19 protein-coding genes and 2 pseudogenes are annotated in these 23,735 nt (G+C 67.8%); 13 read left to right on the top strand and 8 right to left on the bottom strand.

Annotated features, from left to right (window positions below):
• Both AC1DTF_RS16405 and AC1DTF_RS16400 read left to right on the top strand, forming a co-directional pair.
• Positions 1 to 260, top strand: a pseudogene (locus tag AC1DTF_RS16405) (dihydrodipicolinate reductase); the annotation flags it as partial.
• Positions 261 to 369: 109 nt separating this feature from the next.
• A complete protein-coding gene (locus AC1DTF_RS16400; protein ID WP_477474829.1) occupies positions 370 to 1,167 on the top strand; it encodes an acyl-CoA thioesterase in 798 nt (265 codons plus the stop codon).
• Here the strand turns inward: AC1DTF_RS16400 and AC1DTF_RS16395 are convergent.
• A complete protein-coding gene (locus AC1DTF_RS16395; RefSeq protein ID WP_477474828.1) occupies positions 1,152 to 1,916 on the bottom strand; it encodes an SDR family oxidoreductase in 765 nt (254 codons plus the stop codon). The genes AC1DTF_RS16400 and AC1DTF_RS16395 overlap by 16 nt on opposite strands.
• Positions 1,917 to 2,083: 167 nt before the next feature.
• Between AC1DTF_RS16395 and AC1DTF_RS16390 the strand changes: the two genes are divergently transcribed.
• The 3 genes and pseudogenes from AC1DTF_RS16390 (at position 2,084) to AC1DTF_RS16380 (ending at position 3,833) form a co-directional block, all read left to right on the top strand.
• Entirely contained in the window at positions 2,084 to 2,686 is a 603-nt protein-coding gene (locus AC1DTF_RS16390) for a sigma-70 family RNA polymerase sigma factor (RefSeq protein WP_477474827.1), read from the top strand.
• A 17-nt stretch (positions 2,687 to 2,703) separates the two neighbouring features.
• Complete coding sequence (locus tag AC1DTF_RS16385; protein ID WP_477474826.1) at positions 2,704 to 3,432, top strand: SDR family NAD(P)-dependent oxidoreductase; 729 nt, start codon at positions 2,704 to 2,706, stop codon at positions 3,430 to 3,432.
• Positions 3,433 to 3,448: 16 nt separating this feature from the next.
• Positions 3,449 to 3,833, top strand: a pseudogene (locus AC1DTF_RS16380) (cupin domain-containing protein).
• Between the two features lie 171 nt (positions 3,834 to 4,004).
• On the opposite strand, the gene AC1DTF_RS16375 reads toward AC1DTF_RS16380, so the two are convergent.
• Together AC1DTF_RS16375 and AC1DTF_RS16370 are read right to left on the bottom strand one after the other, a co-directional pair.
• On the bottom strand, positions 4,005 to 4,427 hold the full coding sequence (locus tag AC1DTF_RS16375; protein WP_057170437.1) for an STAS domain-containing protein: 423 nt from the start codon (positions 4,425 to 4,427) through the stop codon (positions 4,005 to 4,007).
• Between the two features lie 233 nt (positions 4,428 to 4,660).
• Positions 4,661 to 5,914 carry a DNA polymerase domain-containing protein gene (locus AC1DTF_RS16370; protein WP_477474825.1) on the bottom strand — a complete coding sequence of 418 codons (1,254 nt, stop codon included), beginning with the start codon at positions 5,912 to 5,914 and terminating at the stop codon, positions 4,661 to 4,663.
• A 55-nt stretch (positions 5,915 to 5,969) separates the two neighbouring features.
• Here AC1DTF_RS16370 and fadD2 point away from each other — a divergent pair, with 55 nt between their 5' ends.
• Both fadD2 and AC1DTF_RS16360 read left to right on the top strand, forming a co-directional pair.
• Positions 5,970 to 7,652: a long-chain-fatty-acid--CoA ligase FadD2 gene (gene fadD2 / locus AC1DTF_RS16365; protein ID WP_477474824.1), complete on the top strand. Its 1,683-nt coding sequence runs from the start codon at positions 5,970 to 5,972 to the stop codon at positions 7,650 to 7,652.
• Positions 7,653 to 7,692: 40 nt separating this feature from the next.
• On the top strand, positions 7,693 to 8,472 hold the full coding sequence (locus AC1DTF_RS16360) for an SDR family NAD(P)-dependent oxidoreductase (RefSeq protein WP_477474823.1): 780 nt from the start codon (positions 7,693 to 7,695) through the stop codon (positions 8,470 to 8,472).
• A gap of 79 nt (positions 8,473 to 8,551) precedes the next feature.
• Here AC1DTF_RS16360 and AC1DTF_RS16355 read toward each other — a convergent pair whose 3' ends face one another.
• The 4 genes from AC1DTF_RS16355 to AC1DTF_RS16340 all read right to left on the bottom strand — a co-directional run bounded on the left by AC1DTF_RS16355 (position 8,552) and on the right by AC1DTF_RS16340 (position 13,534).
• Positions 8,552 to 10,753, bottom strand: a complete 2,202-nt coding sequence (locus AC1DTF_RS16355; RefSeq protein ID WP_477474822.1) for an acyl-CoA dehydrogenase — start codon at positions 10,751 to 10,753, stop codon at positions 8,552 to 8,554.
• A gap of 86 nt (positions 10,754 to 10,839) precedes the next feature.
• Positions 10,840 to 11,805 carry a 2-hydroxyacid dehydrogenase gene (locus AC1DTF_RS16350; protein ID WP_477474821.1) on the bottom strand — a complete coding sequence of 322 codons (966 nt, stop codon included), beginning with the start codon at positions 11,803 to 11,805 and terminating at the stop codon, positions 10,840 to 10,842.
• Complete coding sequence (locus AC1DTF_RS16345; protein ID WP_057170433.1) at positions 11,781 to 12,914, bottom strand: alpha/beta hydrolase; 1,134 nt, start codon at positions 12,912 to 12,914, stop codon at positions 11,781 to 11,783. The genes AC1DTF_RS16350 and AC1DTF_RS16345 overlap by 25 nt, the downstream gene beginning before the upstream one ends.
• Positions 12,911 to 13,534, bottom strand: coding sequence for a TetR/AcrR family transcriptional regulator (locus tag AC1DTF_RS16340; RefSeq protein WP_477474820.1), 624 nt, complete (start codon positions 13,532 to 13,534; stop codon positions 12,911 to 12,913). The genes AC1DTF_RS16345 and AC1DTF_RS16340 overlap by 4 nt, the downstream gene beginning before the upstream one ends.
• A 117-nt stretch (positions 13,535 to 13,651) precedes the next feature.
• Between AC1DTF_RS16340 and AC1DTF_RS16335 the strand changes: the two genes are divergently transcribed.
• Positions 13,652 to 14,227, top strand: a complete 576-nt coding sequence (locus AC1DTF_RS16335) for a VOC family protein (RefSeq protein ID WP_057170432.1) — start codon at positions 13,652 to 13,654, stop codon at positions 14,225 to 14,227.
• 52 nt (positions 14,228 to 14,279) lie between these two features.
• Here the strand turns inward: AC1DTF_RS16335 and AC1DTF_RS16330 are convergent, their stop codons facing one another.
• Positions 14,280 to 14,894: a TetR/AcrR family transcriptional regulator gene (locus AC1DTF_RS16330; protein WP_477474819.1), complete on the bottom strand. Its 615-nt coding sequence runs from the start codon at positions 14,892 to 14,894 to the stop codon at positions 14,280 to 14,282.
• A gap of 80 nt (positions 14,895 to 14,974) precedes the next feature.
• Here AC1DTF_RS16330 and AC1DTF_RS16325 point away from each other — a divergent pair, with 80 nt between their 5' ends.
• The 5 genes from AC1DTF_RS16325 to AC1DTF_RS16305 all read left to right on the top strand — a co-directional run bounded on the left by AC1DTF_RS16325 (position 14,975) and on the right by AC1DTF_RS16305 (position 23,735).
• Positions 14,975 to 15,853, top strand: coding sequence for an oxygenase MpaB family protein (locus tag AC1DTF_RS16325; RefSeq protein ID WP_477474818.1), 879 nt, complete (start codon positions 14,975 to 14,977; stop codon positions 15,851 to 15,853).
• A 232-nt stretch (positions 15,854 to 16,085) separates the two neighbouring features.
• Positions 16,086 to 17,924: a type VII secretion AAA-ATPase EccA gene (gene eccA / locus AC1DTF_RS16320; protein ID WP_477474817.1), complete on the top strand. Its 1,839-nt coding sequence runs from the start codon at positions 16,086 to 16,088 to the stop codon at positions 17,922 to 17,924.
• Positions 17,921 to 19,468 (top strand): type VII secretion protein EccB, encoded by a 1,548-nt coding sequence (gene eccB, locus AC1DTF_RS16315; RefSeq protein WP_477474816.1) that lies wholly within the window; start codon positions 17,921 to 17,923, stop codon positions 19,466 to 19,468. Before eccA ends, eccB begins: the two co-directional genes overlap by 4 nt.
• Entirely contained in the window at positions 19,468 to 23,424 is a 3,957-nt protein-coding gene (gene eccCa, locus AC1DTF_RS16310; protein ID WP_477474815.1) for a type VII secretion protein EccCa, read from the top strand. Before eccB ends, eccCa begins: the two co-directional genes overlap by 1 nt.
• Complete coding sequence (locus tag AC1DTF_RS16305) at positions 23,424 to 23,735, top strand: PE family protein (RefSeq protein ID WP_057170426.1); 312 nt, start codon at positions 23,424 to 23,426, stop codon at positions 23,733 to 23,735. The genes eccCa and AC1DTF_RS16305 overlap by 1 nt, the downstream gene beginning before the upstream one ends.

The raw sequence follows: 23,735 nt of genomic DNA, 5'->3' as shown, positions 1-23,735 counted from the left end.
CCCCGCACACCGACCCGAGTTGGGATATCAAGGGCTGCTACATCACTCAGGTCATGGGTGACCCGTGCGTCTACAACAAGCACATGATCTTCCCGAAGCCCGGCGTCGACCTGTCCGACCCGACCAGCTTCGCGTCGATCGGTATGACCGTCACCGGTCTGCCCGCGCTGAACGCGATCAGGTCGGTGGTCGCGGCGCGGCCCGGCCTGCTCACCAGTGCGGATCTGCCGTTGCGCGGTTTTGCCGGACGGTTCAAGTAGCGCCGCAGTGGGGTGGCCGCGCGAGGCGCGTGGCGGCCCGCAGGTAGCTTGGGTTGGCGGTCGGCAGCGCTGTCGACCGACCGAACCGCCCGACTGTGAAGGAAGACCGATGACGGCCTTCGACAATGGAATCGCCCTGGAACCCGCCGGTGACGGGCTGCTGCGGGGCCGCACCGTGCCCGAATGGGCGAACATGGTCGGCCCGTTCGGCGGCATCACCGCGGCGGCGCTGCTGCGGGCCATCGAACTGCAGCCCGATGTGCACGGCCAACCGGTGGCCCTGACGGTGAACTACCTGGCCCCGATCGTGGATGGTGACTTCGAGATCAGCACCCGTGCGGTGCGCACCAACCGGTCCAATCAGCATTGGCTCGTCGAGCTCAGCCAGGACGACGAGGTGAAGACCACCGCCACCGCGGTTTTCGGGGTCCGGCGGGACACCTGGAGTGACACCGAACCGGCCAGGCCCGCGGTGCCGGCTTCCGCGGAGGTGCCCGTCGGGCCGGACAACGGCCCGACCTGGATGCGCAACTACGACATGCGCTATGTCACCGGCGCCATCCCGGATCCCGCGGACGGCGAATCCGCATCCTCGGAGACCACCCTGTGGGTGCGCGACAATCCGCCCCGGCCATGGGATTTCGCCGCACTGACCGCCGTGTGCGATATCTTCTACCCGCGGGTCTTCCTGCGGCTCGGCCGTCTGCTGCCCGCGGGGACCGTGTCGATCACCGTGTACTTCCACGCCGACACCGACACCCTGGCCGCCCAGGGCGATGACCACGTGCTGGCGACCGCACGCGCACAACAGTATTCGTCCGGTCATTTCGACCAGACCGCCCAGATCTGGGGGACCGGTGGCACGCTGCTGGCCACCAGCCACCAGATCGTCTACTTCAAGGGATGAGCGCTGGACTCCAGTAGCCAATCCTCGAACCGGATCCCGAACAACGTCGCTCCGGCGCCGGGAACCAGGGTGTCGTCCTGCAGTTCGGCGCCCCAGTAGCGCGCACCCGGGTCGGCCACCACCGACCGGCTGTCACCATGCGCGGTGAGCGCAGTCCGGATCAGCTCGTCGAGCCGATAACGTTGCGGGCCCGCGACGTCGGCGATGCCCCCGACCGGGTCGCCGGTGGCGGCGATGGCGACCGCCTCGGCCACATCCGCGGAGGCCATCGGCTGGAAGGAGACCGGCGCCAGCCGCGCGGTGCCGGCGTCGGTCGCGGCGTCGGCGATGCCGGCGACAAACTCGAAGAACTGCGTCGCCCGCACGATGGTGAACGGCACGTCGGCTTCCCGGATGAGTGACTCCTGGGCCAGCTTGGCCCGGAAATAGCCACTCTGCGGCGCCAGCTTCTCGGTCCCCGCCACCGACAGCGCCACATGGTGACCGACACCGGCGGCGGCCTCGGCCGCCAGCAGATTGGTCGTGGCGGTCCGGAAGAACTCCATGGCCGGCTCATCCTCGAAGGACGGCGAGTTCGACACATCGACGACGACGTCGGCGCCGGCCAGTACCTCGGCGAGCCCCTCGCCGGTGATGGTGTTCACCCCGGTTGACGGCGCGGCGGCGAAAGCGTCGTGGCCGTGTTCGGTCAATCCCCGCACCACCTGTGACCCGATCAGCCCGGTGCCCCCGATCACGACGATCCTCATGATGAACCCCCTCCGGTCGATGACGTGCCATGTGTGACGCGCCCGACAGCCAGAACGGCGCAATCACCCCGAAGTCATCCATCACCGGCTACGGCGTCGCCCTACGGACCGCTGACTACGGGTTTCCAAGGGTCCGCCCGGGGGCGGGAGGGACAAATCTGGGAACCGTGAAACTCATCAGCACCGTCACCGAGTCCGATGCCGAGCTGGCCGCGCGTTTCGAACGTGACACCGCGCCGCTGCGGCCCGTGTTGATGCGGGGTGCCCGCCGGCTGACCCGCAATGAGGCCGACGCCGAGGACCTGCTGCAGGACGCCCTCATGCACGCATTCATGGGTTTCCGCCGGTTTGAGCCCGGTAGCAATCTCAACGCCTGGCTGTTTCGCATCATGCACAACCGCTGGATCAGCGGCTACCGGATGAAGCAGCGACGCCCGGCGGAGTACGCGGTCGAGTCGGTTGCCGATCTGGACCTGCCCGCCGGCTTGATGCGCAGCACCCCGTCGGCGGAGGCCGCGGTGATGGACGTCTTCCCGGACGCCGACATCAAGGCCGCGCTCGACGAACTTCCGGAGGGTTTCCGGATCGCCCTCTACTACGCCGACGTGCAGGGACTGACCTATGCCGAGACGGCCCGGGTGATGGGCACCCCCGTCGGCACCGTCATGTCCCGGGTGTTCCGCGGCCGCGCTCAACTGCGCGCCACCCTGGCCGGCGTCGCCCGCGAACGCGGCATGGGCCGCGTTCAGCTCGAACAGGTTTCCGCATGAAAAAGGAGATGCACGACATGACAAAGGAACTGACCGGACAGACCGCCCTGGTGACCGGCGGCACGGCCGGTATCGGGCTGGCTTGTGCGCGACTGCTGGCCGACGCGGGAGCCACGGTGCTGATCACCGGGCGCAACCGGGAGCGGGGCGAGGCAGCGGCGGCCGCCATCGATGGCAAGGTCCGCTTCATTCAAGCCGACATGTCCGACCTCGCATCGATCGCGGCGCTGGTCGAACAGAATCCACGGGTCGACATCCTGGTGAACAACGCCGCCACCTTCCCCGGCGCCATGACCGTGGAACAGGACGTGGTCTCCTTCGAGTCGACGTTCGACACCAACGTCCGGGGAACGTACTTCCTGGTGGCCGGATTGGTTCCGGGAATGCTGGACCGCGGCTACGGCAGCATCATCAACGTCACCTCGATGGTGGCGTCCAAGGGGGTGCCGGGCGCGTCGGTGTACAGCGCCTCGAAAGCCGCGGTCGAGTCACTGACCCGCACCTGGGCCGCCGAGTTCGGTCCGCGCGGTGTGCGGGTCAACACGGTGGCACCTGGACCGACGAACACCGAAGGGGTGGTCGCCGAATGGGGTGACACCAATGACGAACTGGGACGGACCCTGCCACTGGGCCGCACCGCGGAACCCGCCGAGATCGCACAGGCGGTGCTGTTCCTGGCTTCAGGCGCATCGAGTTTCGTCACCGGACTGACCCTGCACGCCGATGGCGGCGGGGCTGCCGCCTAGAGACAGGAGAGCTGACATGTCTGATGCATGGAAGACGGCGCTGACCGTTCTGCAGGAGACGCAGCCCGACATCCCGCCCGGGGCGCACGTGATGACCGTCGTCATCGAGTTCCCGCCCGGTGACCCCGGAACGCCGCCACACCGGCACCCCGGGCCCGCCTTCGGGTACGTCATCGAGGGCGAGATGCTGTTCGAACTGGAGGGTGAGTCACCGCGTGTGGTGAAGGCCGGCGAGGCGTTCTGGGAGCCGGGTGGTGATGTCATCCAGCAACAACCGCACCGACATCGCGAGCAAGTTCACCGTGACGATGATGTGTGTGCCCGGCCGGCCGATGCTGGAACTGGTCGACCCAGAGGAATTGGAGCAGCGCAGAGACCGACGGTGGCAGGCGCAGGCCTGACCGCGACATCGTCGAAAAGGGAGTCGTCAGAAACGAGTTGAGCCCTCCCACCTGGCGGTGGGAGGGCTCAACTCGGAAAAGTAGGGACCCTAGCGGGCGGGCTTGCGGTGACGGCCCATCAGAGCGGTCAGCCAGCGAACATCGAGCAGCATATGTGTTCCGCCTTTCTGGTTATGCGGTCTTGTGCAGGAGTGGGAGCAGCCGGCGCCGGGCGAGAGTGCCCTCGGCGAAGTGGTGCAGCGCCTCCGGGACGGAGACCGTGATGGGGAATGCGTCGTCGAGCATGCGCAGGACGTCGAGGACCGCGGGGCTCGCGATGAGCGCCCACTCGACTCCGGCGATATCGCACTCATCATCGAGGGCGTAGAGGAGAGACACACCACGCGCGGAAAGGAACGTCACGTCACTCAGATCGAGTGCGAACGGCTTCTCCGCGAGGACCAGTCGGCGGACCTTGTGGGTGAGTCGATCGAAGTTGTCGTCATCGATGACACCGGAGACGGTCACCACCATCGCGAGGTGGCGGCACTGAGCTCGCAGTTCGGCGCCGTCGCACTTGACCGCCGGGTTGCCGTAGCGGAATGCGATCGTCATGTTCTGCCTCCCTTCTGGTTCTGACCTGTCGTTCTCGATATCACCGAAGTTATCGGCCGAATTTAAGGTACCGGGGAGTAGTGATTGAGACTTTGCTAAGAAGATAGTCTGAGAGCCGGGTAAGGTTTCGCTGAGCGAAATGTAAGCCGTTGTGCTGCAACGCTTTTCGGCGATGAGTTTAATTACCCGAAACGGCGGGTAAACCGTACCGCCGAGTAGCCTAAATTTCAGGGTCAGCGTTTGAACTGATTTCCCGAATATCCATCCCACGGCGAATAGTCCGCGATCAAGGTCTCCTGGGGTGGGCGGATGCCCTCCGGCACATGCTGCAGATTGATCCGCACGCGGTACCAAATCGAGCTCGGACCACGCATCCCGTCGATGAGAACGTCGACCGGCTCCAGCCGCTCGGACGCCTCGGCATGGCGGCTCCGCCACAACTCCAGCGCCGCCATCGCCTCGTCGCGCGTCTTGGTCCGGGCGACCTCGATCAACGGCATCTGTGAGGCGCGGCGCCCGTCGGCGCTCTTCTTGCCGGGCGGTTTCTCCGCGGGCCCCAACCGCTCGGCGAGTTCCAGCAGTTCGGTCAGATCACCGGGATGGGCATCCATATCCGCCCATGGATCGCCGATGTCGGCGAAACGGGCCGGCACGGTGCGGACGGTGAACGCCTCCGGCAGGCAATCGGCGACCTCGTCCCAGTACAGCGGGGTGGACACCCGGGCGTCGGGCTTGGCGCGGACCGAATAGGCCGAGGCGACGGTGCGGTCCTTGGCGTTCTGGTTGAAATCGACGAACACCCGCGCGCCGCGTTCTTCCTTCCACCACCGGGCGGTGGCAAGGTCGGGCACCCGCCGCTCCACCTCCCGGGCCACCGTCTCGGCGGCCAGCCGGACCTGTTTGAACGGCCAATGCGGGTGGATTCGCGCGTAGATGTGGAATCCGCGGGAACCCGAGGTTTTCGGCCACGGGGTCAGGCCGTGATCTTCGAGCACCTCACGGGCCACCGCCGCGACGGCCAGGATCTGGCACCAGTCGACTCCGGGCATCGGATCCAGATCGACCCGCAGCTCGTCGGGGTGTTCCAGATCCTGGGCCTGCACCGGGTGCGGGTTGAAGTCGATGCAGCCCAGACCGACCGCCCATACCAGGCCGGCGGTCTCGGTGATCACCGCTTCCTTGGCCGACGTCCCGGACGCGTACTTCAACTCGGCCACGTCGATGAAGTCCGGACGCTTCTCGGGGGCACGTTTCTGGAAGATCGCCTCTTCGCTGATGCCCTTGACGAACCGTTTCAGGATCATCGGCCGGTTGTGCACACCGCGCAGCGCGCCATCGGCAACGGCCAGGTAATAGTCGACGAGGTCGCTCTTGGTGACATCGGCCCGCCCGTCGGCGCCGGGAAAGATGACTTTGCCGGAATTGCTGACGGAGACCTCGCGCCCGCCGACCTCCAGCGTCCTGCGACTGCCGGCCGAAGCGCCCATACGGCCATGGTAGTTATCTGCCGCGACTCGACACGCGTCACATATTGTGGCGTTCATGCCCAGTCTCACAGACCTGCCCGCTCAGGCAGCGGCCAAGGCCCAGCAATACCTCAGCCGCGGCGCCGCAGAGTTGCATTACGCGCGCAAGATGTTCGAGGCGGGAGCCCTGCGGCTCGAGTCGCCGCAGGCGATGGCCGCCATGCTCGCCGATATCCGGCGCTGGGGCGAGTTCGGGATGATCCCGGCGCTCAACGCCCGTCGCCATCCCGACGCCGTCGCCATCATCGACGACGACGGCGAGATGACATTCGGGGAGCTGGATCGTGCCGCCCACGCGGTGGCCAACGGGCTGCGCGCCAAGGGCGTCAAGGGCGGCGACGGTGTCGCGCTGCTGATCCGCAACCACCGCTGGTTCCTGGTCGGTGTGTACGGAGCGGCCCGGGTGGGCGCCCGGATCATCCTGCTCAACAGTGAGTTCTCCGGGCCGCAGATCAAAGAGGTTTCCGAGCGCGAGGGCGCGCAGATCATCATCTACGACGACGAGTACACCGCCGCGGTGTCGCAGGCCGACCCGGCGCTCGGCAAATTCCGGGCCCTGGCCACCAACCCCGACAAGGATGAGCCCTCGGGTTCCACCGATGACACCCTGGCCGACCTGATCGCGCGCAGCAGCAAGCAGCCCGCCCCCAAGGTGACCAAGCATTCGTCGGTGATCATCTTGACCAGCGGCACCACCGGCACCCCGAAGGGCGCCAACCGCAGCACGCCGCCGTCGCTCGCGCCCATCGGCGGCGTGCTCTCCCACGTCCCGTTCAAGTCCGGCGAGGTGACCTCGCTGCCCGCGCCGATGTTCCACGCACTGGGCTTCCTGCACGCCACCATCGCGATGATGCTGGGCACCACCCTGGTCCTGCGCCGCCGGTTCAAACCGGCCACCGTGTTCGCCGATATCGAGAAGCACAAGGTGACCGGCATCGTGGTGGTCCCGGTGATGTTGTCGCGCATGCTCGACGAACTCGACAAGATGCAGCCCAAGCCGAACCTGTCGAGCCTGCGGATCGCCTTCGTCTCCGGGTCACAGCTGGGTGCCGAACTCGCCGGCCGGGCGCTGCGCGAGCTGGGGCCGATCGTTTACAACCTGTACGGGTCCACCGAGATCGCGTTCGCGACCATCGCGCGGCCCAAGGATCTGTCCATCAACCCGGCGACCGTCGGCCCGCCGGTCAAGGGCATCACGGTGAAGATCCTCGACGACAACGGCGGTGAGGTCCCGCAGGGCGATGTCGGGCGGATCTTCGTGCGCAACACGTTCCCCTTCCAGGGCTACACCGGCGGCGGCGGTAAACAGATCATCGACGGGATGCTGTCCTCCGGTGACGTGGGCTACTTCGACGAGCACGGACTGCTCTATGTTTCGGGCCGCGATGACRAGATGATCGTGTGCGGCGGAGAGAACGTCTTCCCCGCCGAGGTCGAAGACCTCATCAGCGGACACCCGGAGGTCGTCGAGGCCACCGCGCTGGGCGTGGAGGACAAGGAGTGGGGCCACCGGCTGCGTGCCTTCGTCGTCAAGGTGGAGGGTGCGAGCGTCGACGAGGACGTCATCAAGGCCTATGTGAAGGACAACCTGGCCCGCTACAAGGTGCCGCGTGAGGTCATCTTCCTCGACGAACTGCCGCGCAACCCGACGGGCAAGATCCTCAAGCGCGAGCTGCGCGAGATCTCCGTCGACGACTAGCCGGGGAATAGTGGTGGCGCCGTAGGGGTAGTACTACGGCGTGAATATCGACCTATCTGGCAAGACCGCACTCGTCACCGGCTCCACCCAGGGCRTCGGCCTGGCCATCGCGCAGGGGCTGGCCTCGGCCGGTGCGCGGGTCATTGTCAACGGCCGGACCCAGTCCAGGGTCGATGAGGCGGTCGCCACGATCGGCGGTGATGCCATCGGCGTGGCCGCGGACGTGGCCGACGCCGCCGGTGCGGACGCCGTCGTCGAGAAGTTCCCCGATGTCGATGTGCTGGTGAACAACCTCGGCATCTTCGAGGCGGTGCCGGCCCGGGAGGTCACCGACGAACAGTGGCGGCGTTACTTCGACGTCAACGTGCTCTCGGCGGTCCGGCTGATCCGTGCCTACCTGCCCTCGATGACCGAAAAGGGTTGGGGCAGAGCCATTCAGATCGCCAGTGACTCCGCGATCGTCACCCCGGCCGAGATGATCCACTACGGGGTGTCCAAGACCGCGCTGCTCGCGGTGACCCGCGGCTTCGCCAAGGATGCCGCAGGCACCGGCGTGACGGTGAACTCGGTGATCGCCGGGCCGACGCACACCGCCGGTGTGGAGGACTTCGTCTACCAGCTGGTGGACAAGTCGGTGCCGTGGGACGAGGCGCAGCGCGAGTTCATGATCAAGCACCGTCCACAGTCGTTGCTGCAGCGGCTGATCGAGCCGGAGGAGATCGCCAACATGGTCACCTACCTGGCGTCCCCGCTGGCCTCGGCGACCACCGGTGGTGCGCTGCGCGTGGACGGCGGGTACGTCGACGCGATCCTGCCCTGACGTACTTCCCGCGAGCAGTCGCAAATGGCCCCCAAATCGCTTGATTTGGGGGCCATTTGAGTCTGCTCGCGCAGAGGGTTTACGGGTCGCGGGGCAGGCCGAGCAGACGCTCGGCGATGATGTTGAGCTGCACCTCGGTGGTACCGCCGTAGATCGTGGTGGCCCGGCTGAACAGCAGTCGCTCCGCCCACTTGCCCGGATCCTGCTCCTTGTCGCCGATCGCGCCGTCGGTGCCGAATGAGGAGACGCCGAACTCGGCGTAACCCTGGCCGGTCTTCATGGACAGCAGCTTGGAGATCGCCGCGGCCGGCATCGGATCGCCCCCGGCCAGCGTGAGCAGCGTCGAGCGCAGGTTGAGCACCTTGGCCGCGTAGCCCTCGGCGATCAGCCGGCCCGCGTGGTTCTGCTCGATCTGGTCGAACTGACCGTCACGCACGAACTCCACGAACTGCTCCAGGCTGGCCAGGAACGGCGGCTCGGCGCTACCGATCGACACCCGCTCGTTGGTGAGGGTGTTGCGGCTGACCTCCCAGCCGCGGTCCACCTCGCCGAGCACCATCGAGTCCGGCACGAAGACGTCATCGATGAACACCGTGTTGAACATGGCGTCACCGGTGAGCTCGCGCAGCGGCTTCACCTCCACGCCGGGCGACTTCATGTCGATCAGGAAATAGGTGATGCCATTGTGTTTCGGCGCAGTCGGATCGGTCCGGGCCAGCAGTGCGCCCCACTGGGAGTACTGCGCGCCGGTGGTCCAGATCTTCTGGCCGGTGATGCGCCAGCCGCCGTCGACCTTGGTGGCCTTGGTGGTCAGGCTGGCCAGATCGGAGCCGGCGCCCGGCTCGGAGAACAGCTGGCACCAGATCATCTCGCCGCGGAAGGTGGGCGGCAGGAACTGCTGCTGCTGCTCATCRGTGCCGTAGGCGACGATGGACGGGATGATCCAGGCGGCGATACCCATCTGCGGCCGGGCCACCCGCCCGCTGGAGAACTCCTGGGAGATGATGATCTGCTCGATCGGTGCGGCATCGCGGCCCCACGGCTTGGGCAGATGCGGCTGCACCCAGCCGCCCTCGGCGATCGCCGCGTTACGCTCTTCGCGCGCAATGGCTTTCAGGCCGGCCACCTCGGCGCGGATCTCTTCGCGAACCTTCTCGGTATCGGGGTCCAGGTCGATGTCCAGCTTGCGCAGACCGTTGGCGGTCGAGGTGTCGACGACCCGCTGCGGGTAATCGGCGGCCCGCCCGAACGAAGCCGCCAGCACCAGGGCCCGGCGGTAGTAGACGTTGGTGTCGTGCTCCCAGGTGAAGCCGATACCACCGTGCACCTGGATGCACTCCTGGGCGGTGTGCTGAGCGGCAACCGGGGCCAGCGTGCCGGCGACCGCGGCGGCGAAGGCGTACTTCGAATCCTCGCTGCCGCCAGCCGAACCCGAGTGGAATTCGTCGATCGCGCGGCTGGCATCCCAGACCGCGGCGGTGGCCCGCTCGGTCTCGGCGATCATGCCGGAGCACTTGTGCTTGATGGCCTGGAACTGACCGATGGGCCGGCCGAACTGCTCGCGGATCTTGGCGTACTCGGTCGCGGTGTCCGTGGCCCAACGGGCGACGCCGACGCATTCGGCCGACAGCAGCGTGGTGATGAGCGCCCTGGCGTGGTCGCGGCTGAGGTTGGACAGCACCCGATCGGTGCCGACCTCGACCGCATTGGCGCGCACGTGCGCCAACGGGCGCAGCGGGTCGAGACTTTTGACGTCTTCGACCTCCAGGGCGTCGGCGTCCAGCGCCACCCACTCCTCGCTGCTCTCGATAGAGACGGGCAGGACCAGGAGCGACGCCTGCGCCGCGGCCGGCACGGCGCGCACCTCGCCGCGGATGACGAGCTTGTCACCCTGGCGGGTGGCGGTCAGGCCGGAGTCGATCGCGTAGGCGGCGATGGTGTCACCGGACGCCAGGCCGCCGAGGAGTGGCGATTCGGCGTCGTGGGCGGAGATCAGGGCGCTGGCGATGGCCGACGGGACGAAGGGTCCCGGCACCGCGCCGTAACCGAACTCGGCCAGCGTGATCGCCAGTTCCAGAATGCCGAAGCCCTGTCCGCCGACGTCCTCGGACAGGTGCACGCCCTGCAGGCCCTGCTCGGCGGCGGCCTTCCAGTACGGCGGGGGATTGGAGATCGGTGTCTCCAGCGCCTCGTGCAGGACATCTGCCGGGGCGACTTTGGCTACCAGCGACTTGACCGAATCGGCCAGGTCATTGTGTTCAGAGTTGATCGCGATGGGCACGCTTAACCTCCATGGGGCAACTTCCCTATTAACCGGTCGGTTGGGTTTCGAGGGTACCCCGCGGTGACAGGGGCCACACCAGTGGCCTAGCTGACTTGGTTTACCACGTTGGCCAACTCCCGGCCGCCCCGCAACCGGCGACAATTGTCCACCGCGACCTCCAGATAGCGGCGCATGGTGTCGACCGTGTACCAGGTGACATGTGGCGTCAGCACCACGTTGTCCAGGCCGAGCAGCGGATTGCCGGGCTCGACCGGTTCGGTGGAGAAGACGTCCAGCCCGGCGGCGGCCAGGCGGCCCTCCCGCAGCGCCGCGGCCAGTGCTTCCTCGTCGACGATCGGCCCGCGCGCGGTGTTGACGAGCACGGCGTCGGGTTTCATCAGCGCCATCGCGTCCTTGTCGATCAGGTGCCGGGTCGCCGAGGTGAGTGGTAGGTGCAGCGAGACGATGTCGCTTCCCGCGAGCAGTGCCGGCAGCGGCCGCCAGTCGGGGTGGCCGTCGTCGCGGGTGCTGGTGTGCAGCACCCGCGCGCCCAGCGTCCTCAGCACCGTCTCGACCTGCTTGGCGATATTGCCGTAGCCGACCAGCCCGACCGTGCACCCGCCGATGTCGCGGACCGTCTCACCGAGACTCGGATCCGACGGCCAGCCCCGGCCCTCGCGGGTGGCGCGGTCCATGACGGGCAACCGGCGCAGCGCGGCGAGCATCAGCAGCAGGGTGCCCTCGGTGACCGACGGGGCGTTCGCTCCGGGCATGTTCGCGACCGCGATGCCGCAGCGTGTCGCCGCGTCGACGTCGATGGTGTTCACCCCGGCGCCCAGCTTGTGCACCAGCCGGCAGTTCACTGCGAGCTCCAGATCGCCGGCCGACAGCGGTCGCAGCACATGCCAGATCACCTCGGCGTCGGGCAGCTCGCGCTCCAGAGTGGTGTCATCGTCCTCGGCGCACCACCGAACGTCCAGCCAATCCGATTCTGCGGCAACGAGATCGAGTACTTTCTGGCCGGGGGTGAAGTGGGCGAGAACTCTCAGCGCCACCGTTTCGCGATCCACTTGGCGATGGTATCGGCCTGCTCACTGCGCGCACCCGGGGTGGTGAAGTAGTGGTCGGTGTCGATCGACAACAGCGCCTTGTCGTCGCTACCCAGGGCGTCATGGATGCGCTGGGCGTCCGAGGGGTAGACGCCGGTGTCCTGGTCGGCGTTGATGACCAGCGCCGGGCAGTCGATGAGCGCCAGATGAGGTTCGGCCCGGGTCTGGGCGTGCCGCAGGCTCCACATGCCGATCCAGTTGCGCAGCGTGCACGCGGCTGCGATGCCGTAGGCGGACCGGTTGGCCTTGACCGGGGGTCCGGCGTAACACATGTTGGCCTGACGCCTCGTCGGTTCCAGTGCGGGATCGACCATCCGCGGATCCGCCCAGGTGCGCAGCACGGTGAACGGCCGGTCCGAAAACCCGGCGGCTCGCACGCGGGTGAGCTCGGCCTCCGCCCAGTCGGTGATGGCCTCGTTGCGGGCGATCTGCGCGGCGCGGTAGCGGGCGATGAAGTCGCTCGAGTAGGGCGGGCCGTTGCGCGCGCCGAACAGATCGAGGTCGGGATCGGTGGCCAGCGCGTCATTCTCGTCGGTGACCGAGGCGTCCATCCACGCGGTGAGCACATCGGGACGGCCGGGGTGCGCGGCGCTGGCCACGTAGCCGTCGGCCGCGGGCAGGTCGGTGAGACCCGCCGCCGGGCGCATCCCGTCGAGCGGGGTGACGTGGTGGTGCACAGCCTGGGCCTGATAGGCCGCCATCAGGGAGCCGCCACCGGAATTGCCCAGCAGCACCACGGTTTCGATGCCCTGTGTCTCCCGCAGCCAGCGCACCCCGACGCCGATGTCGACCAGCGCATGGTCCAGCAGGAAGGTGCTCTCGAAACCCCGGAAGCGGGTGTTCCACCCGAGGAACCCGATCCCGCGGGTGGCCAGGTAATCGGCGAGATAGTGCTCGGAGAAGTCGATTTGATAGTGCGTGGCGATCACCGCGACCTTGGGTTTGCGGCCGACCCCGCGGTGATACAGACCCTGGCACGGGTGCCCGCCGGCGCCGGCGCGGCGCGCGGTCGGGGAGTCCGTTCCGACGAATTCCCGGGTGACCCCCGGCGTCGGGCCTTTCGACGTCATGACTGCTCAATCTCCTTGTGATAGATCGTCCGGTGAAAGATCGCGGCCAGGGTGGCGACGCAGGCGTCGTCGTCGGCGGTCTGGGCTCCGGTACCCGAGAGTTGGGTGTAGCAGAACTGGTTCAGCATCGACACCAGGGCGACGGCGATCAGGTGCGCGTCATCGCCTGCGCAGCAGCCTTTGCGCTGGGCCCGCTGGACCATCTTGGTGACCAGGGCGATCGGCAGGGCGCAGATGTCGGCCCAGTACTGCGCGAAATCGTCGTTGACCGTGGCCAATTGCGAAACGGCGATGATCTCGGCGAGCCGGTGCCGATAGGTATTCCAGTGCGCGGCGGCGGCGGCGTGTGCGCGCGCGGCATCGGTGAGACCGGGTTCGGCGGCGGCCATGGCGCGTTCGCGGGCCTCATCGCGGAATCGGACGGCCCACTCCCGGACCATCGCCTCCTTGGAGTCGTAATAGTTGTAGTACGACGCGGTGGAACGGCCCGCCTCGGCGGCGATATCGGCGATGGTGGTGGCCAGAATTCCCTTGCGCGCGATAACCGTTCGTGCTGCCGCGTCGATGGCGGCCTGTGTCTGACGCCCGCGTGCGGTGGGCAGCTCTACCCGTGCGGTCACGGAACCCTTTCCCCGGAGTTCGTTGATCGAATCTGAATCTGATGTTAGATTCAGATTCAGATCTGCGCCAGAGCTGCACAAGCCTTTCCCCGTCGCTCCGCTCGCCCCAGGAGAGCCATGATCAAGCCCGACAACCCCAACTCCGAGTTCACCCTCGGGGGTATCAACCACGTTGCACTGGTGTGCTCGGACATGCAGCGCACCGTCGACTTCTACTCCGGCGTGCTCGGGATGCCGCTGATCAAGTCGCTCGATCTACCCGGCGGGATGGGGCAGCACTTCTTCTTCGATGCCGGTAACGGCGATTGCGTGGCCTTCTTCTGGTTCACCGACGCCCCGGACGGCATCCCCGGTGTATCCGCGCCGGTCGCGCTGCCGGGCCTCGGGGAGATCACCAGCGCGGTGACCACCATGAACCACCTCGCCTTCCACGTGCCTGCCGAGAAGTTCGACGAGTACCGGGAGAAGCTGAAGGCCAAGGGCGTGCGCGTCGGGCCGGTGCTCAACCACGACGAGAGCGAATGGCAGGCCTCGCCGACCCTGCATCCGGGTGTGTACGTGCGCTCCTTCTATTTCCAGGACCCGGACGGCATCACCCTGGAGTTCGCCTGCTGGATCAAGGAATTCACCGAGGCCGACACCACCACGGTGCCCAAGACCGCCGCCGACCGGCGGCCCCGCGCGGTGGTCTAGAACTGCCGCTCGTTTTCGCCAGGTCCTGCCCGCCGACCGATTTCCCGGGTCGCTACGCTCCTGCCCGCCGAGGGTCGGGGAACGTATTCAGCAAGGCGGTCAGTAGCTCGATCAGCTCGTCGCGGGTCAGCGCGATAGCCCCCGTGAGCCACCCGTGGATGGTCTGGTTGACCCCGCCGACGATGAAGTGCGCGATCGCCTTGATCTCGTCGCTGTCCTCGCGGGCCAGCACGGTCTGCGCGTGCTGGCCGGCCAGCACGGCGAAGAACCCGCCCAGCTCGGCCCGCTTGCGCACCAGAATTGCGTTGGACAACTGCGGATCGAACAGCAGCCTTCCGATCCGCGCGTCATCGCCGATGGTCCGCACCAGGTTGGTGATGCCGGCCCGGTTCTGTTCCGGTGGTGGCACCGCGGCGACCGCCGCCTGGGTGGTGCTGGCGATCTCGCCGATCACGGAGTCGAAAAGCGCCGCGACGAACTCGTCCTTATCGGCGAACGCCTCGTAGAAATGGCGGGTGGCGATACCGGACTGCCGGCAGATGGCCCGCACCGTGAGTTCGTCGTAGGTCTCGCCGAGGAGGTCCAGGCCGGCTTCCAGGAAGCGGCGGCGCCGCTCGGCCAATCGCTGCGGCGCCGCAACGCCGCGGTAGGGCCGGAGCTGCGTCATATCGTCCATCTTGACACCCGTCCGATGGGCGAGGCAATATCAGGAAACACTCGTTCTCACTTTCATCCACAGAGGTGTCAATGACGATCACCGAACGTCCGATCAGCCAGACCGCCGGCGTGCCGGCCCGCCGGCCACGCTGGGGCGCCACCGTCGATGACGGGCTCATGGGGGTTGCGCTGCTGGCGGGTCCGGCGAACGTGGTCATGCAGCTGGCCCGCCCCGGTGTCGGTTACGGCGTGCAGGAGAGCACGGTCGAGAGCGGTCGCGTGGACCGCCATCCGGTCAAGCGCGCCCGCACCACCTTCACCTACCTGGCCGTCGCGGGCCGGGGCACCGACCAGCAGAAGGCCGCCTTCCGGCGCGCGGTGAACACGGCGCACGCCCAGGTGCGCTCCACCCCGGAGAGCCCCGTGCAGTACAACGCCTTCGACAAGGACCTGCAGATGTGGGTGGCTGCCTGCCTCTACAAGGGTTCGGTCGACATCCAGCGGATGTTCGTCGGGGAGATGGACGACGAGACCGCCGACAAGCATTACCTGGACGGGATGACGCTGGGCACCACCCTGCAGGTTCCCGCCGAGATGTGGCCCGCCGACCGCGCCGCCTTCGACAAGTACTGGCAGGAACAGCTGGACAAGGTGCACATCGACGACACCATCCGCGAATATCTGTATCCGATCGCGGTGGGCCGGCTGCGCGGACTGAGACTGCCCGGCCGCCTGCAGCGACTGCATGAGGACACCGCCGGGCTGATCACCACCGGCTTCCTGCCCCAGCGGTTCCGTGAGGAGATGCGGTTGCCCTGGGATCTGAAGCGTCAGCGCCGCTTCGACCGGCTGATGAGGGCGCTGCGCGTGGTCAACAACGTGATACCCGGCGCGCTCCGCCAGTTCCCCTTCAATGTGTTACTCAAGGATCTGGACTGGCGCATCCGCACCGGCCGTCCACTGGTCTGACGTCCACGCCGGGCCCCATTTGCTGAAAATCGCATCAGCCGAGGTCAACCACGCCGGCTGCCCTTAACCGTCCGCGGTCACTGGATTCGTGGCACGCGGTGAGCGCCGTCACGGTCCCGGCCGACCCCGAACGTCTCGACAGGTTAGTTAATGCAATGCTAACTTCGGCGGAGTTAGCCTAGCCATACCAAAGGAGACGGCAGGGGGGCGTGTGCTTCTTTGCGAATGACATATGGACACGGTCAGTGACACGCTCACCTCGAGCGTTGGGGGAACCCGCGTCGATCGCGACGTGGTGAACAGGTTCGCGACCTGTTGTCGATCGCTGGGCCTGTCGGTCAACGACCGGCAGCGGCCCGCGGACCTGGCCGCCGCGCGGTCAGGGTTCACCGAGCTGACCCGGATCGCCCGCGAACAGTGCGACGCCTGGATCGGACTGGCGGCCGCCGGCGCAGGCGAGAACGCCGGCCGCGTCATCACCACCATCTGGCGCACCCTGGGCACCCTCGGCGCGCTCACCCGCGAAATCGACCTGGGCGCCGAGGATCTCGGATTCACCTACGACACAGGACTGTACCTGCAGTTTCGCGCGACCAGTCGCGACGATATCGTGTTGGCCTATGCCGCCACACTCGGCGAGGCCGGTGACTTCGCCGACGCCGATCAGCTTGTCGGGGAACTGATCTCACGCCGTCCCGCCTGGCTGCAGGCGCGCTGGGTCCGGGTGGCCCTCTATCACCGCAGCCGGCGCTGGTCGGATGTGGTGCGCACGCTCACCCCGGTGGTCAACGACCCCAAGCTCGACGAGCACTACGCCCACGCCGCCCGGGTGACGCTGGCCATCGCGCTGGCAAACCTGGGAATGTTCGCCCCCGCGCTGTCGCACCTGGAGAACCCGGAGGGTCCCGTCCCGGTCGCCGCCGTCGACGGTGGTCTGGTGAAGGGGCTGTGCCTGCGGGCGCAGGGCGAGGACGACGAGGCCGCCGACGTGCTGGCTGAGTTGTACGCCGCCAACCCCGAGCATGCCGGGGTGGAAGAGGCATTGTCGGACAAGTCATTCGGGCTGGACACCACCACCGCTGCGCGGATCGAGGCCCGCAGCAATCCGTGGGACCCCGCGACCGAACCGGGGGAGTCCGACTTCGTCGACCCGGGTGCCAAGGAACGCAAGGCGCACCTGCTCATCGAGGCGGAGGCCGAACTCGCCGAGTTCATCGGCCTCGAAGAGGTCAAGTATCAGGTCGCACGCCTGAAAAGTTCGGTGGCCATGTCGATCCGGCGCCAGGAACGCGGGCTGACCGTGGCCCAGCGCACCAACCACCTGGTCTTCGCCGGTCCGCCGGGAACCGGTAAGACCACCATCGCCCGGGTGGTCGCCAAGATCTACTGCGGGCTCGGACTTCTGAAGAAGGAGACGGTCCGCGAAGTGCACCGTGCCGACCTCATCGGCCAGCACATCGGCGAGACCGAGGCCAAGACCAACGCCATCATCGACAGCGCGCTGGACGGCGTGCTGTTCCTCGACGAGGCGTACGCCCTGGTGTCCACCGGCGCCAAGAACGACTTCGGCCTGGTCGCCATCGACACCCTGCTGGCCAGGATGGAGAACGACCGCGACCGGTTGGTCGTCATCGTCGCCGGCTACCGGGCCGACCTGGACCGCTTCCTGGACACCAACGAAGGTCTGCGATCCCGCTTCACCCGCAGTATCGACTTCCCGTCCTACAGCGCACCGGAACTCGTCGAGATGGCGACCCGGATGGCGGAGAAGCGCGACAGCGTCTTCGAACAGGTCGCCCACGACGAGATGGAGGCACTGTTCGCCCATCTGGCCGCCAGCACCACCCCGGATGCCACCGGCACCGCGCGGCGCAGCCTCGATATCGCGGGCAACGGCCGGTTCGTCCGAAACCTTGTCGAGCGTTCCGAAGAGGAGCGCGAATACCGATTGGACCACTCAGATTCCGACGACTTCACCGATGAAGAGTTGATGGCGATCACCGCCGACGACGTGAGCCGCTCGGCCGCCCCGCTGCTGCGCGGGCTCGGGCTTTCGGTGCCGCAGAAATGAGTGAGACGCCAGAGGACCGTCGCGAGTTCACCTCGCGCACACCGGTCAACGAGAACCCCGACCGTGTCGCCTACCGTCGCGGCTTCGTCACCCGTCACCAGGTCTCGGGCTGGCGATTCGTCATGCGCCGCATCGCATCCGGCGTTGCGCTGCACGACACCCGGATGCTCGTCGACCCGCTGCGCACCCAGAACCGCGCGGTGCTCGTGGGCGCCCTGGTATCGGTCACCGTCGTCGCAGGCTGCTTCGTGTTCTCCCTGATCCGCCCCGGCGGAGACGCGGGAAGCTCGACCATCCTGGCCGACCGCGACACCTCCGCGCTGTATGTGCGCATCGGTGACGTGGTGCACCCGGCGCTCAACCTCACCTCGGCCCGGCTGATCGCCGGCCAGGCCGACAACCCGACCACGGTGAAGAGCAGCGAGATCGACAAGTTCGCCCGTGGCAACCTGATCGGCATTCCCGGCGCCCCGGAACGAATGGTGCAGAACACCTCTCGTGACGCCGACTGGACGGTGTGCGACGCCGTCACCGGCAGCGCCACCGGCGTCACCGTGATCGCCGGTACCCCGGACGAGCAGGGCGAGCGGGCCACCGCGCTGCCCGATGACCGCGCGGTCCTGGTGCAGAACGTCGGCGGCGTGCACTCCGGCACCTGGCTGCTGTGGAATGGCAAACGCAGCCCCATCGACCTGGGCAACCGGGCCGTCACCGACGCCCTCGGGCTGGGCACCGACATCCCCGCACCGCGCGTGATCGCGCCCGGCCTGTTCAACGCCATCCCGGAGTCCGCTCCGCTGGTCGCCCCGGCGCTGCCCGGCGCGGGTGAGCCACCGCGCTTCGCCCTGCCGGTACCGGCCCCGGTCGGAGCCRTCGTCGCCGCCTATGAAGCCGACAACACGATCCGTTACTTCGCGGTGCACGCCGACGGCCTGCAGCAGGTGTCGCCGGTGCTGGCCGCGATCCTGCGGAACTCCAATTCCTATGGGCTGCAGCAGCCGCCACGCCTGGGTGCCGACGACGTGGCGAAGCTGCCGGTCGTCGGGGGTATCGACACCAACGCCTACCCGGCCGATGAGGTCACCCTGGTGGAGCCCGGTCCGGCGCCGGTCACCTGCGCCTACTGGTCCAAGCCTGCCGACGCGACCGAGAGCTCGCTGAGCCTGCTCGCCGGTGCCGCGCTGCCACTGCCCGACGGGTTGCGCACCGTGGACCTGGTCGGCGCCGGCGGCGGATCGACCGCCAACCGGGTTGCGCTCGCCCCCGGTAGCGGTTATTTCGTGCAATCCGTCGGGTCCGATGCCGGCGCACCACCCGCCGGATCGGCCTTCTGGGTCAGCGACACCGGCGTCCGGTACGGCGTGGATGCCTCCGGTGATGCCAAAACCGTTACTGCGCTAGGTCTGACGCCGCCGCCCCTGGCAGTGCCGTGGTCGGTGCTCACCCAGTTCGCGGCCGGGCCCACTCTTTCCAGGGCGGATGCGCTCGTCGCGCACGATGCCGTGTCGTCCGCGGTCGCGTCCGGCCGCGAGGGAGAAAACTGATGAGTCGCTTGATCTTCGAGGCTCGCCGCCGCCTGCCCGCGCCGGAGGCGCGCAAGGGCACCATCACCATCGAGGCGCCGCCGTCGCTGCCCCGACTGGTGCCGCCGTCGCTGCTGCGCAGGGTGCTGCCGTACCTGATCGTCATCCTGATCGTGGGCATGATCGTGGCGCTGTTCGCGACCGGAATGCGGATGATCTCGCCGACGATGCTGTTCTTCCCGTTCGTGCTGCTGCTCGCCGCGACCGCGCTCTACCGCGGATCCGACAACAAGCTGCGCACCGAGGAGGTCGATGCCGAACGCGCCGACTACCTGCGCTACCTGTCGGTGGTGCGGGACAACGTCCGCGCGCAGGCCGCCGATCAGCTTGCGGCACTGGAGTGGTCGCACCCGGAGCCGGATCTGCTCGCCGCGGTGCCCGGCACCCGCAGGCAGTGGGAGCGCGACCCCCGCGACAGCGATTTCCTGGTGGTGCGGACCGGGCTGACCGATGTGCCGCTGAACACCACGCTGCGAGTCAAGGACGCCGCCGACGAGATCGACCTGGAACCGGTGGCGCACACCACCCTTCGTGGTCTGCTCGATGTGCACCGCACGGTGCGTAACGCACCGACCGGGATCGACCTGGCCAAGGTTTCCCGCATCACCGTGCTGGGTGAGCCCGACGAAGTCCGGGACGCCCTGCGCGCCTGGGTCGCCCAGGCGGTCACCTGGCATGACCCGGCGGTGCTCGGGGTGGCGCTGGCGGCCCCGGACTTGGAGGCATCGGACTGGTCCTGGCTGAAGTGGCTGCCGCACACCGACGTTCCCGGCAAGGCCGACGGTGTCGGCCCGGCCCGGTACCTGGCCACCACCGCCGACGGCCTGCACGGTCTGCTGGCCCCGGTGCTGGACGAGCGTGACGCCTTCAATGGCGCCGCACTGGCCTCGGGCAAGCACCTGCTGGTGCTGCTTGACGATCCCGACGCCGATCCCGACGCCGTCGTCGGCCGCACCGGCGCAGCAGGTGTCACCCTGATCCACCGGTCCGCCAAAGAGCCGCATCGCGAACAGTATTCGGACCCGGAGCGGCCCATCCTGAAGATTGCCGACGGCAAGATCGAGCGGTGGCAGACCGGGGGCTGGCAGCCCTACGTCGACACCGCGGACGCATTCTCCGATGCGCAGGCCGCGCACCTGGCACGCCGGCTGGCACGCTGGGACACCAACCCGGAGCAGGCCCGTACGGCAGCCACCGGCGCGACGACCTTCACCACGCTGTTCGGTATCCCGGACGCCTCCGCACTCGACGTGGCGGCGCTGTGGGCGCCGCGGCACCGCGACGAGGAGCTGCGGGTGCCCATCGGGGTCACCGCGACCGGCGAACCGCTGATCTTCGACCTCAAGGACGAGGCCGAGGGCGGTATGGGCCCGCACGGCCTGATGATCGGTATGACCGGATCGGGCAAGTCCCAGACGCTGATGTCGATCCTGCTCTCGCTACTCACCACGCATTCCGCGGAACGGCTGATCGTCATCTACGCCGACTTCAAGGGTGAGGCCGGCGCCGATATCTTCCGGCACTTCCCGCAGGTCGTCGCCGTCATCTCGAACATGGCCGAGAAGCGTTCACTGGCAGACCGTTTCGCGGACACCCTGCGCGGCGAAGTGGCGCGGCGTGAGCAACTGCTGAAAGAGGCCGGGCGCCGCGTTCAGGGCAGCGCCTTCAACTCCGTGACCGAGTACGAGACGGCGATCGCCGCCGGCCACGACCTGGCGCCGATCCCCACGCTGTTCGTGGTGGCCGACGAATTCACCCTGATGCTGGCCGAGCATCCCGAGTACGCGGAGCTGTTCGACTACGTCGCCCGCAAGGGACGCTCGTTCCGCATCCACATCCTGTTCGCGTCCCAGACGCTGGATGTCGGACGCATCAAGGACATCGACAAGAACACCTCGTACCGCATCGGCCTCAAGGTGGCCAGCCCGTCGATCAGCCGTCAGATCATCGGCACCGAGGACGCCTTCCAGATCGAGTCGGGCCGCGAGCACAAGGGTGAGGGCTTCCTGGTGCCCGCACCCGGTGCGAACCCGGTCAAGTTCCGCAGCACCTACGTCGACGGCATCTACGACCCGCCGCGCACCGCCCACTCGGTGGTCGTGCATTCGGTGCCAGAACCGCAGCTGTTCACCGCAGGCTGGGTGGAACCGGCGCCGGACACCGTCATCGTCACCGGCGAGATCGAGGACGTCCCGCCGCCGCGCAAGCTGATCGCCACCATCGGCGACCAGCTGGCCAACTACGGCCCGCGCGCACCGCAGCTGTGGCTGCCCCCGCTGGAGGAGGCCATTCCGCTCGTCGACCTGTTGGCGCGCACCGAGATCGGCGAACGCACATGGCGTTGGCCGCTGGGCGAAATCGACAAGCCCTTCGAGATGCGCCGCGACGCGCTGGTGTTCGACGCCGGCACCGCGGCGGGCAACCTACTGATCCACGGCGGACCGAAATCGGGCAAGTCGACTGCGCTGCAGACCTTCATGCTGTCGGCCGCGGCGCTGCACGCGCCCGGCGAGGTCAGCTTCTACTGCCTGGACTACGGCGGCGGCCAGTTGCGCGCAGTCGCCGACCTGGCCCATGTGGGCGCCGTCGCGACGCCGCTGGAACCCGAGCTCATCCGGCGCACCTTCGCCGAGCTGGAGCAGCTGCTGCGCACCCGCCAGGAGACCGGGGCACGCCCGGGCTCGGGCGGTTACGAGGACGGCTACGGCGAGGTCTTCCTGGTGATCGACAACCTGTACGCGTTCAGCCGCGACAACATCGACACCTTCAACACCCGCAACCCGCTGCTGGCCCGGGTCACCGAGCTGGTCAATGCCGGGCTGTCCTATGGCATCCACGTCGTGATCACCACGCCGAACTGGCTCGAAGTGCCGTTGGCCATGCGTGACGGCCTCGGGCTGCGACTTGAGCTCAAGCTCAACGACTCCCACGACAGCAATGTCCGGGTGGTCGGCGCGCTGACCCGCCCGGCCGACAGTGTGCCCGCCGATCAGCCGGGACGCGGCCTGACCATGGCCGCCGAACACTTCCTCTTCGCGGTGCCGGACCTGCGCGATATCGCGGTCATCAACGCCCGCCATCCCGGCGAGCACGCCCCCGCGATCCGGTTGCTGCCCACCCAGCTCACCCCCGCCGCCGTCGGCAGGATCTATGTGGGCCCGGAGCAGGTCGTCATCGGGCAGCGTGAGGAAGACCTGCGCCCGGTGGCGATCGACTTCGCGCGCAACCCGCTGATGATGGTGTTCGGCGACAGCAGATCGGGCAAGACCACCCTGCTGCGGCATCTGATCCGCACCATCCGGGACAACTCGACCGCGGATCAGGTGGCCTTCACGGTCATCGACCGGCGCCTGCACCTGGTCGAGGAGCCGCTGTTCCCCGACAACGAGTACACGCCGAACATCGACCGGATCACCCCGGCGATGCTGGGCCTGTCCGCGCTCATCGAGAAGCGCCGCCCGACGGCCGGCCTGTCCTCGGAGGACCTGCGCCGCTGGAGCTTCGAGGGGCAGACCCACTATCTGATCATCGACGATGTCGATCAGATCCCCGACGGTCCGGCGGTGAGCGGTCCGTACGCGGGCCAGCGGCCGTGGAGCCCGTTGCTGGGGCTGCTGGCCGAGGCCGGCGACCTCGGTCTGCGGGTCATCGTCACCGCCAGAGCCAGTGGATCGGCGCACGCGGTGATGACCGCGCCATTGTTGCGCCGCCTCAACGATCTACAGGCGACTACCGTGATGTTGTCGGGCAGTCCCGCCGAYGGCGGCAAACTGCGGGGCATGCGCTTCAGCCGGCTGCCGGCGGGCCGGGCGATGCTGCTCGGCGACAGCGAAGAGGCGACCTATGTGCAACTGGTGGACCCCCTCGTGCCCGAGGGAGTTTCGCCTGCCGGTACGAACGGAAAGGAATATAGCTGATGACTCTGCGCGTGGTTCCCGAAGGATTGGCCGCCGCCGGTTCGGCGGTCGAAGCGCTGACCGCGCGGCTTGCCGCCGCGCACGCCGCCGCGGCACCGGTGGTGAACGTGGTGGTGCCGCCGGCAGCCGACCCGGTGTCGTTGCAGACGGCCGCCGGGTTCAGTGCCGCCGGTAACGAGCACAGCGCGGTCGCCGCGCTGGCCGTGGAGGAGCTGGGCCGCGCCGGGATGGGTGTCGCGCAGTCCGGCACCAGCTACGCCACCGGCGACGCGCTGGCCGCGTCGACCTACCTGATCGCGCGCGGCGGCTGA

It is taken from the genome of Mycobacterium sp. P4_H6, from assembly GCF_056400845.1.
Note: the sequence above shows the minus strand (reverse complement) of the source record. Positions and strands in the feature narration are given on the sequence as shown.